Annotated in this window: 8 protein-coding genes; 1 reads left to right on the top strand and 7 read right to left on the bottom strand. The window is 70.2% G+C overall.

What is annotated here, in order from left to right:
* Window positions 1-29 precede the first annotated feature (29 nt).
* From hflX to NA12_RS29680, 5 genes are all read right to left on the bottom strand, one after another.
* A complete protein-coding gene (gene hflX, locus NA12_RS29660; protein ID WP_067458943.1) occupies window positions 30-1,463 on the bottom strand; it encodes a GTPase HflX in 1,434 nt (477 codons plus the stop codon).
* Window positions 1,464-1,626: 163 nt separating this feature from the next.
* Window positions 1,627-2,517, bottom strand: a complete 891-nt coding sequence (gene dapF / locus NA12_RS29665) for a diaminopimelate epimerase (protein WP_067458946.1) — start codon at window positions 2,515-2,517, stop codon at window positions 1,627-1,629.
* 44 nt (window positions 2,518-2,561) lie between these two features.
* Window positions 2,562-3,398: a TrmH family RNA methyltransferase gene (locus NA12_RS29670; protein WP_067458874.1), complete on the bottom strand. Its 837-nt coding sequence runs from the start codon at window positions 3,396-3,398 to the stop codon at window positions 2,562-2,564.
* 38 nt (window positions 3,399-3,436) lie between these two features.
* Window positions 3,437-4,336, bottom strand: a complete 900-nt coding sequence (miaA, locus tag NA12_RS29675; RefSeq protein WP_067458878.1) for a tRNA (adenosine(37)-N6)-dimethylallyltransferase MiaA — start codon at window positions 4,334-4,336, stop codon at window positions 3,437-3,439.
* Window positions 4,333-5,160 (bottom strand): class III extradiol ring-cleavage dioxygenase family protein, encoded by an 828-nt coding sequence (locus NA12_RS29680; RefSeq protein ID WP_243655163.1) that lies wholly within the window; start codon window positions 5,158-5,160, stop codon window positions 4,333-4,335. Before NA12_RS29680 ends, miaA begins: the two co-directional genes overlap by 4 nt.
* A 209-nt stretch (window positions 5,161-5,369) precedes the next feature.
* On the opposite strand from NA12_RS29680, the gene NA12_RS29685 reads away from it, so the two are divergent.
* Complete coding sequence (locus NA12_RS29685) at window positions 5,370-6,749, top strand: DUF349 domain-containing protein (protein ID WP_067458881.1); 1,380 nt, start codon at window positions 5,370-5,372, stop codon at window positions 6,747-6,749.
* 55 nt (window positions 6,750-6,804) lie between these two features.
* Here NA12_RS29685 and NA12_RS29690 read toward each other — a convergent pair whose 3' ends face one another.
* Both NA12_RS29690 and miaB read right to left on the bottom strand, forming a co-directional pair.
* Window positions 6,805-7,404 (bottom strand): Rv2732c family membrane protein, encoded by a 600-nt coding sequence (locus NA12_RS29690; RefSeq protein WP_243655162.1) that lies wholly within the window; start codon window positions 7,402-7,404, stop codon window positions 6,805-6,807.
* 89 nt (window positions 7,405-7,493) lie between these two features.
* Entirely contained in the window at window positions 7,494-9,050 is a 1,557-nt protein-coding gene (gene miaB, locus NA12_RS29695; RefSeq protein WP_084473205.1) for a tRNA (N6-isopentenyl adenosine(37)-C2)-methylthiotransferase MiaB, read from the bottom strand.
* Window positions 9,051-9,288 lie beyond the last annotated feature (238 nt).

Below are 9,288 nucleotides of genomic sequence, written 5' to 3' on the forward strand. Positions count from 1 at the left end.
GCAACCAGCGGGCAAATCAGCGAAAAAGATCAGTTCAGCACCGGCTCCGCGGGGCCGGAATGCGCGTACTCGGACAGGGCCGCGGCCAAGGCGTGCGGCACGCGCGCGCGAACCCGGGTACCACCCTCCTCGTGCTCGGCGGTGACGATCCGGCCGTCCGCGTGGATGCGGGCGAGCAGGTCGCCACGGCTGTAGGGCAACAGCACGCTGATGTCGACATCGAGTCCACCGAGTACCTCCGAGAGCCGCTCGCGCAACTCCTCCACGCCCGCGCCGGTCTGCGCGGACACGAAGGCCGCCTGCGACAGCAGGCCCCGCAACCGGGTGAGCTCGTTGGGGTCCGCGGCGTCGATCTTGTTGACCACCAGCAGCTCCGGCGGCGCGGGCGTGCCCTGCTCCCTGATCACGTCGGTGATCACCTCGCGCACCGCCCTGATCTGTTCCAGCGGCAACGGATCGGCGCCGTCGACGACATGCAGCAGCAGATCGGCGCCGGTGACCTCTTCCAGGGTCGAACGGAAGGCCTCGACCAGCTGGGTCGGCAGGTGGCGGACGAAGCCGACGGTGTCGGTGAACACCATCTCGCGACCGTCGTCGAGCGCGGCCCGGCGGGTGGTCGGGTCCAGGGTGGCGAACAGCGCGTCCTGCACGAGCAAGCCCGCGCCGGTGAGCGCGTTCATCAGACTGGATTTGCCCGCGTTGGTGTAGCCGACGATCGCGATCGAGGGCACTCCGCTCTCATTGCGACGCGCGCGCATCGTGTCGCGGGCGGTCTTCATCTCCCGGATCTCGCGACGCAGTTTGGCCATCCGCTCGCGAATCCGGCGGCGATCGGTTTCGATCTTGGTCTCACCGGGACCTCGGGTGCCGACGCCGCCGCCGGCGCCACCCGCCCGGCCACCGGCCTGACGCGACATCGACTCACCCCAGCCACGCAGGCGAGGCAGCATGTACTCCATCTGCGCCAGCGCGACCTGGGCCTTGCCCTCGCGCGAGGTGGCGTGCTGGGCGAAGATGTCGAGGATCAGCGCGGTGCGGTCGATGACCTTCACCTTGACGACCTTCTCCAGCGCGGTGAGCTGCGCCGGGGTGAGTTCACCGTCGCAGATCACCGTGTCGGCGCCGCTGTCGAGAACGACCGTGCGCAGCTCCTCGGCCTTGCCGGAGCCGATATAGGTGGCCGGATCGGGCTTGTCGCGGCGCTGGATCAGCGCCTCGAGGACCTCCGAGCCCGCCGTCTCCGCGAGCGCGGCCAGCTCGACCATGCTCGCGTCGGCCTGGGCCACACTGCCCGTGGTCCAGACACCGACCAGTACCACGCGCTCGAGGCGCAGCTGCCGGTACTCGACCTCGGTGATATCGGTGAGTTCGGTGGACAGACCGGCGACACGGCGCAGCGACGTGCGCTCGTCGAGCTGCATCTCGCCGACCGTCGGATCGGCCGCCCAACCGGGCTGTTTCATGCGGGCCGCGTGGCGGGCCAGCGCGTCATCGACGTCGCCGCGATCGGCGGTGACATCGGGATCGGCCGCGGTGGTGTGCTCGGCCGATGTGGTTTCTGTGGGTTCTACTGGTTTCGTCATACGCTCTCCATGCTGCCACGTCCGGGTGACAGCGTGCACGGGGTTATCGGTCCGCCTGCGCGTCCCACCAGGAACGCGACAGTGTTCCCGAGGCCACCAGCACCGAGGGGCCGCGCAACCAGGCGCGTCCGTCGGCGATCCCGACGCGCACCTGTCCCCCGGGTACCCGCACGGTGACCTCGCCGTTGCCGGTGCCGATCGGCACACCGGCGGCGGTCAGCGCGGCAGCGGCCGCCGCTACGGTTCCGGTGCCGCAGGAACGGGTCTCGCCCACGCCGCGTTCGTACACGCGCATGTCCACGGAGTTGTCGGTGTCGAGCGCGGTGAGGATCTCGACATTCACCCCGTGCGGGAACAGATCGGGGTCGAAGCCGGGGGAAACACTCAGGTCGAGCTTGGCGAGCGCGTCGACGGTCAGGCTGTCGTCGACGCAGGCCAGATGCGGATTACCGACATCGATGCCGATTCCGGGCAGTGCCCAGCCGGCCAGGGTGGCGGTGGACGGACCGAGTTCACGGACAACGCCCATCTCGACCGTGACCTCACCGTCGGTCGGACCGGCGGCGTGCACGACAACCGGGCGAGCCCCCGCGCGGCTGCCGACGACGTATTCGGTGCGCTGTTCGAGCGCGGTGGCGTTGAGGTAGTGCGCGAAAACCCGGACCCCGTTGCCGCACATCTCGGCGATCGACCCGTCGCCGTTGCGGTAGTCCATGAACCAGTCGTCGGCGCCGACGCCATCGGGCAGCGCGGCCAGCACGCCCGCGGCGAGCAACGCCCCGGCCTTCGCCACGCGCAGCACGCCGTCGGCGCCGAGGCCACGCTGCCGGTCGCACAGCGCGGCGACGCGGTCGGCGGTCAGGTCGAGGCGCACCTCGAGGTCGGGCAGCACCACGAAGTCGTTCTGGGTGCCGTGGCCCTTGCTGAATTCGATGTCGGACACGTCGGCCATTCTCCTCTGCGCCCGCACCGGATCCACTACCGGGCGAAGGTGCGCCGCTGCCGGGCGATCTCGTAGAGGCTGATCGCCCCCGCCGACGGCGCGCCGAGCGAGCTGGCGGTGCCGCCCATCGGGATGGTGACCAGGTCGTCGCACGCCTCGGCCCAGGCCGCGCTCATCCCGGTGGTCTCGTTGCCCACGACCAGGATCGTGGCCTCGGTGAAGTCGTGGTCGTAGATGGTGCCCGGTGCGTGTTCGTCGGTGCCCACGATCCGGGTGGGGATGCCGCGCGCCACTTGGCGGTCACGGAACTCGCGCACCTGACCGGGACCCGCCGCACGCAGCACCGGCACGGCGAACAGCGAGCCGGTCGAGGCGCGCACCGCCTGCGGGTCGAACTGGTCGGCGCCGTGGCCGGTCACGATCACGCCCGAGGCCCCGAACGCGTCGGCCGAGCGGACCAGGGTGCCGAGGTTGCCGGGTGAGTTCGGGCGATCGAACACCACGACGACCGGCGCGTCCTCACCCGGCTCACCGGGTGCGTAGTCGGCCAGGTCGGGGTGTCGCGAGACCGCGACCGCCACGACCTCCGGCACGCTCGCCGACTTCTCCCCCAGCTCGGCCATGAGTTCGGGGACGAGGCCGACCTGCGGAACGTCGGCGGTGTCGAGAATCTCGCGCGCCCAGCTCGACAGCTCGGGACCACCGAGCCGGTAGAGCAGCGTTTCCAGGGGCCAGTCATGGGCCAGCGCCTGGGTGATCGGGCGCACGCCCTGTACGAGGAACCGGCCGTCACGATGACGTTTCGTTCGGTTGTTGAGATAGGCCTGCCACACCTGCACCGAGGCGTTGCGGGTACTCACTCGTCGCGTCACTTTGCGCTGTCCGTCCTATCGAGTCGGGGGTTGGTTCGTCAGAGCAGGGCCAGCGCGGTCGCGGCGAGCTCGGGATCGGCACCGTCGACCCAGCGGACCCGGGGATCGCGGCGAAACCACGACCGCTGCCGTCGCACGTAGCGGCGGGTACCGATCAGGGTGCGTTCGCGGGCATGGTCGAGGTCGTACTCGTCGTCGAGGTAGGCCAGCACCTGGGCGTAGCCGATCGCGCGGCGGGCGGTCTGGCCTTCGCGCAGGCCCACATCGAGCAGTCCGCGGACCTCCTCGACCAGACCGCTGTCGAACATCGTGGCGGTGCGGGTCTCGATGCGGGCGTCGAGGGCGGCGGTCTCCCGGTCGACGCCGAGAATCACGGTGTTCCAGCGCGGGGCGCCGATGGTCGGGGCCGAGGCGGCGAACGGGCGACCGGTCAGCTCGACCACCTCGAGCGCGCGCACCATGCGTCGGCCGTCGGTGGGCAGAATGGTCGCCGCGGCGACCGGATCGGCCCGGCGCAGCGCCGCGTGCAGCGCCTGCACCCCGCCCTCGTCCAGCAGCGCCTCCCAGCGGGCACGCACCTCGGGGTCGGTGGCCGGGAAGTCCCATTCGTCGAGCAGGGCCTGCACGTACATCATCGAACCGCCCACGATGACCGGGGTCTTCGCGCGCGCCATGATGTCCTCGACGACCGCGCGGGCCGCGCTCTGATAGGCGGCGACGGTGGCGGTCTCGGTGACATCGAGCACGTCGAGCAGGTGATGGGCGATCCCGCGGCGCTGGTCGGGCGGCAGTTTGGCGGTGCCGACATCCATCCCGCGATAGAGCTGCATGGCGTCGATATTGACGATCTCACCGCCGAGTTCGCCTGCGAGATCGAGCGCGAGGTCGGATTTCCCGGTGGCCGTGGGGCCGACGACCGCGATCGGTCTGCTCGTCACTCGTCGATTCCTTCCCGTCCGCCCGGTTGCCACACGCTCACGTCGTAGCCGACGCCATAGGGTGCGCCCTGGTACAGGGTACGGACCCGCGGATCGGCCGAATCGGCGGCGAACAGACCACCGAGCACCTGGTAGGCGGCGCGTCCGTCGACCAGCAGCGCCGCGCACAGATCCGGCTCCAGCGCGGCCAACCCGGCGCGCGAACCCGTGCGCAGCGCGGTGTCGAGGTCGTGCTGAACGGCGGTGGCCCGCTCGTCGAGATAGCCGGGCGAGGTCCGGGTCAAGGTCGCGGCACCGTCGGCGACGACGAGCACCGCGCACGGGTCCGGCTCACTGTCGAGTTCGGCGCGCAACGCGGCCCCCGCCGCGGCGCAGGCGGTGGCCGAGGTGTCGGCGGCCACCAGCACGGCCCGGATCGGGATCCGGGGCGCGACCTGCTCCCGCAACCATCCGGCGACCAGGACCGGAAGCGGAAGCTGGGAGTCTGCTGGACCGGTTGCATCGTCGGCCGGACCGAGCCCGACCACCACGTCGGCCCCGAACCCACGGAAGGTTCCCCGCGTCGCCGAACCGTAGGTCCGATCATGGCTACCGACCCCGACGACGACCCACCGCTGCGCGGACGCGGCAAGCGCGGACACGGCGTCGAGGGCGGCCGCGCGCAGCACCACGGTCGGATCGTCGGGATCGCTGCCGGACACCGGGACTCGCCCACACAGTTCGGGCACCAGCATCGGCGGCGACGGGACCAGGGCCGCTATCGAGAACACGCCGTAACCGTAGCCGCAGCGCGCGGCGGAGCCCACATCCGGCGCGGCGCGCACGCGCGGCGGTCTGCGAGTGTCCGACGTAGTGATGCTCGCCGAGATTGCTACTGTTTTCAGGTGCGACTACCCACGTCGCCCGGGACGAAAACCCAGGAAATCCGCTCCTCGATCGTCCGGATCGATGGTTTCCTCGACTCGAACCGGGTTCAATGGGATGTGCTAGGGCGTAACCAGGCAGCCGTGACGCGCGGCAGGGACGGAGAGCAATGACCGACAGCAACGGAACCGCGAAGCCCACCCCAGGTCCGGCCCCGCGACCGTCCGGTACCCCCAAGCCCGGCGGAAAGGCTCCGCGCCCGCCGAAACCACATGCCGTGAAGCCGGCGCCGGGCCCCGATCAACCGCATCCGCACGCCGTGATCGTGCCCAGTGCCACCGACCCGGGCAAGTGGGGTCGCGTCGACGAGGACGGCACCGCCTGGGTGCGGACCGCCGAGGGTGAACGAACGGTCGGATCCTGGCAGGCGGGCGACGCCGCCGAGGGCCTGGCCCACTTCGGCCGCCGCTTCGACGATCTCGCGACCGAGGTCGCGCTGCTCGAGGCCAGGCTGGCCGCGGGCGCCGACGCCCGCAAGACCAAGGCCGCCGCGCTGGCGCTGGCCGAGACGCTGCCGACGGCGGCCGTGATCGGCGATATCGACGGCCTCACTGCCCGGCTGCAGGTGATCACCGAACACTCCGAGGAAGCCGCCGCGCACGCCAAGGAGGAGAAGGACCGCGCCCGCCACGAGCACACCGAGCGCAAAGAAGCCCTCGCCGCCGAGGCCGAGCAGATCGCCGCCGACTCCACCCAGTGGAAGGCCGCGGGCGATCGGCTGCGCGAGATCCTCGACGAGTGGAAGTCGATCCGCGGAGTGGACCGCAAGGTCGACGACGCGTTGTGGAAGCGCTATTCCAAGGCCCGCGAGGCGTTCAACCGCAGGCGCGGCGCCCACTTCGCCGATCTCGATCGCGAACGCGCCACCGCCAAGACCCGCAAGGAAGAACTCTGCGAACGCGCCGAGGAGCTGGCCGACTCCACCGACTGGACCGGCACCGCCGCGGTGTTCCGCGACCTGCTCACCGAGTGGAAGGCCGCAGGCCGGGCACCCCGTGAGGCCGACGAGTCGCTGTGGCGGCGGTTCAAGAGCGCCCAGGACGTGTTCTTCGCCGCCCGCAACGCGGCGGTCTCCGAGCGCGACGCCGAGTTCGACCACAACGCCGCCGCCAAGCTGGAGCTGCTGGCCGCCTACGACCACATCGACCCGGCCAACGGCGTCGACGCCGCGCGCAACGCGCTGCGCGAGCTGCAGGACAAGTGGGACGCCATCGGCAAGGTCCCCCGCGAGCGGATGCAGGAGCTCGAAGCCAAGCTGCGCGCCATCGAGAAGCGGGTCCGCGACGCGGCCGATCAGCAGTGGCGTCGCTCCGATCCCGAGGCGGTCGCGCGGGCCGCGCAGTTCCGCGAGCGGGTGGCCCAGTTCGAGGAGCAGGCCGCCAAGGCCACCGCGGCGGGCAAGAAGCGCGATGCGGAGAAGGCGCTCGAGCAGGCACAGCAGTGGCGCGAGTGGGCCGAGGCCGCGGAGGGCGCGGTCAGCAATCTGTGAGTGACGAAACGAAACCCCCGACCGGATCGGTCGGGGGTTTCGTTGTCTCGCAGGGCTATTCGCCGTGCAGGCGCTTGCGGTCGCGGTCCTCGGCTTCGCGGGCCGCGTTGCGGCGCTGTTCCTCCGCCGCGAGTTGCACGGCGGTACGGCTCCAGACGACGCGAACCCAATGGAAGGTGAGCACCATGATCGCGAGGGTGCCCAGGATGAGACCGATACCCGGACCCGCGCCCGAGTAGTTGCCCAGCCCCGGGGTCTGACGGTGCCAGATCGAGAGCACACCGAACACCGAGCCGACGGCCGAGCCCGCGCAGGCGATCCAGGCCAGTACCCACCGCCGGGTGGTCAGTGCCAGCAGCGAGAAGCCGACACCGAAGACGATGACCAGCCACACGAAGATGCGCGACGGCAGACCGATGTGTTCCACGCCCGCGGCATCGGTGCCGAGCAGCACGTCGAAGCCGCGCGCTGCGCCCGCGGTCGGTAGGACCAGCGAGATCAGCAGCGCGAAGACCGCGCCCGCCACCACCAGCGCCCGCGCGCCGGGGTCGATCTCACCGGCGATGCGGCGCTCGACGGCGTCGAGTTCACCGCGGAATTGTTCGAAATCCTCGTCGTTGCGCGCCGGGTTCACCGCGTGTCCGCTCCTGTCCACAGGCTGGTCGTTGGCGGGTCCCACTGTGCCATCCCCGGACGCGTCGTGCGCAGCCGACCCACTACGACCGGTAGTAGATTCGTCGTCGCTCACGACGAGCACCCCGTGGAACAGCCGCTCTCGACCGCCTCGAGGACCGGTGCGCCGATCCGGGGCAGCCCCAGCCCGACGCCGATCGGCGCCGTTTTGGGCATCACACCCCGCTCGTGGGCATCACCGGCGGCGGTGCGCCGATGCGAGCTCACCGCGCTGTCGGCGATGAGATGGTGCGGGGCCGCCTCGGTGATGTCGACGGTGACGATGTCGCCGGGACGAATCCCGGTCACGTCGCCGGGACGGAAGTGCACCAGCCTGCCGTCGCGCGCACGACCGCTCATCCGCGCGGTCACGGCGTTCTTCTTGCCCGCGCCCTCGGCGACGAGCAGTTCCACCCGCGTGCCGATGAGCGCCTGGTTGTTCTCCCAGGAGACCTGATCCTGCAGGGCGATCAGCCGTTCGAAGCGTTCCTGCACGACCTGCTTGGGCAGCTGATCGGGCAGATCGGCGGCCGGGGTGCCGGGACGCTGGGAATACTGGAAGGTGTAGGCGCTGGTGAAGCGAGCGCGACGGACCACGTCGAGGGTCTCGAGGAAATCCTCCTCGGTCTCGCCGGGGAAGCCGACGATGATGTCGGTGGTGATCGACGCGTGCGGCATCGCGGCGCGCACCTTGTCGATGATGGCGAGGAAGCGCTCCTTGCGGTAGGAACGGCGCATCGCTTTCAGCACCCGGTCCGACCCCGATTGCAGCGGCATGTGCAGCTGCGGGCACACATTCGCGGTGGCCGCCATCGCCTCGATGACATCGTCGGTGAACTCGGCGGGATGCGGGGAGGTGAAGCGCACCCGCTCCAGGCCTTCGATCTGCCCGGTCGCGCGCAGCAGCTGCGCGAACGCGCCGCGGTCACGCGGCTGCTCGGGATCGACGAAGTTCACCCCGTAGGAGTTGACGTTCTGCCCGAGCAGCGTCACCTCGAGGACGCCCTGGTCGACCAGTGCCTGCACCTCGGCGAGCACGTCGCCGGGACGGCGATCCACCTCTTTGCCGCGCAGCGAGGGCACGATGCAGAAGGTGCAGGTGTTGTTGCAGCCCACCGAGATCGACACCCAGCCCGCGTAGGCGGACTCCCGCTTGGCGGGCAGGGTCGACGGGAACGCCTCGAGCGATTCGAGGATCTCCACCTGCGCCTGCTCGTTGTGGCGAGCCCGTTCGAGCAGCACCGGCAGCGAACCGATGTTGTGGGTGCCGAACACCACGTCGACCCACGGCGCCTTGCGCACCACGGTCTCGCGATCCTTCTGGGCCAGACACCCGCCGACTGCGATCTGCATGCCGGGGCGCCCCTGCTTGACCGGGACCAGCTGACCGAGCGTGCCGTAGAGCTTGTTGTCGGCGTTCTCCCGCACCGCGCAGGTGTTGAACACCATCAGATCGGGCGTCTGCCCGGTCGCGGCCTTGATATAGCCCGCTTCCTCGAGCAGCCCGGACAGGCGTTCGGAGTCGTGCACGTTCATCTGGCAGCCGAATGTGCGAACCTCATAGCTGCGCTGCGCCACAGAGCCGTGCCGCGTCGCGCCCTCTGTCGCGTCCTGAACTGTCGAATCCACCTGTCCAGGGTACGGGCAGGCCCGACTGTGATGCGCGTCACGGTTGCGTTCGCACGATAATACGCAGAGGTAACGGGCTGACGTCCGGTTACCAGCAGGTGTCGTTTCGGCGTGCCGTCCTGGGCATGTCTTCGAAAGCCGGGCAATTCTCCAGAATGGACATAAGGTTTCTGACCATGACCGACGACGCCGCACCCGCGAACGGGAACGCCGCCGCCGCAGCCACCACCGCTGCGCC

Origin of the sequence: Nocardia alba NBRC 108234, assembly GCF_001612665.1 — a bacterium.
Taxonomy (GTDB): Bacteria; Actinomycetota; Actinomycetes; order Mycobacteriales; family Mycobacteriaceae; genus Nocardia; species Nocardia alba.

What these genes read in the sequence shown, in the direction of transcription:
- hflX (WP_067458943.1), bottom strand. Translation starts at nt 1,463, where the DNA reads ATGAAACAGCCCGGTTGGGCGGCCGATCCGACGGTCGGCGAGATGCAG.
- NA12_RS29685 (WP_067458881.1), top strand. Translation starts at nt 5,370, where the DNA reads ATGACCGACAGCAACGGAACCGCGAAGCCCACCCCAGGTCCGGCCCCG.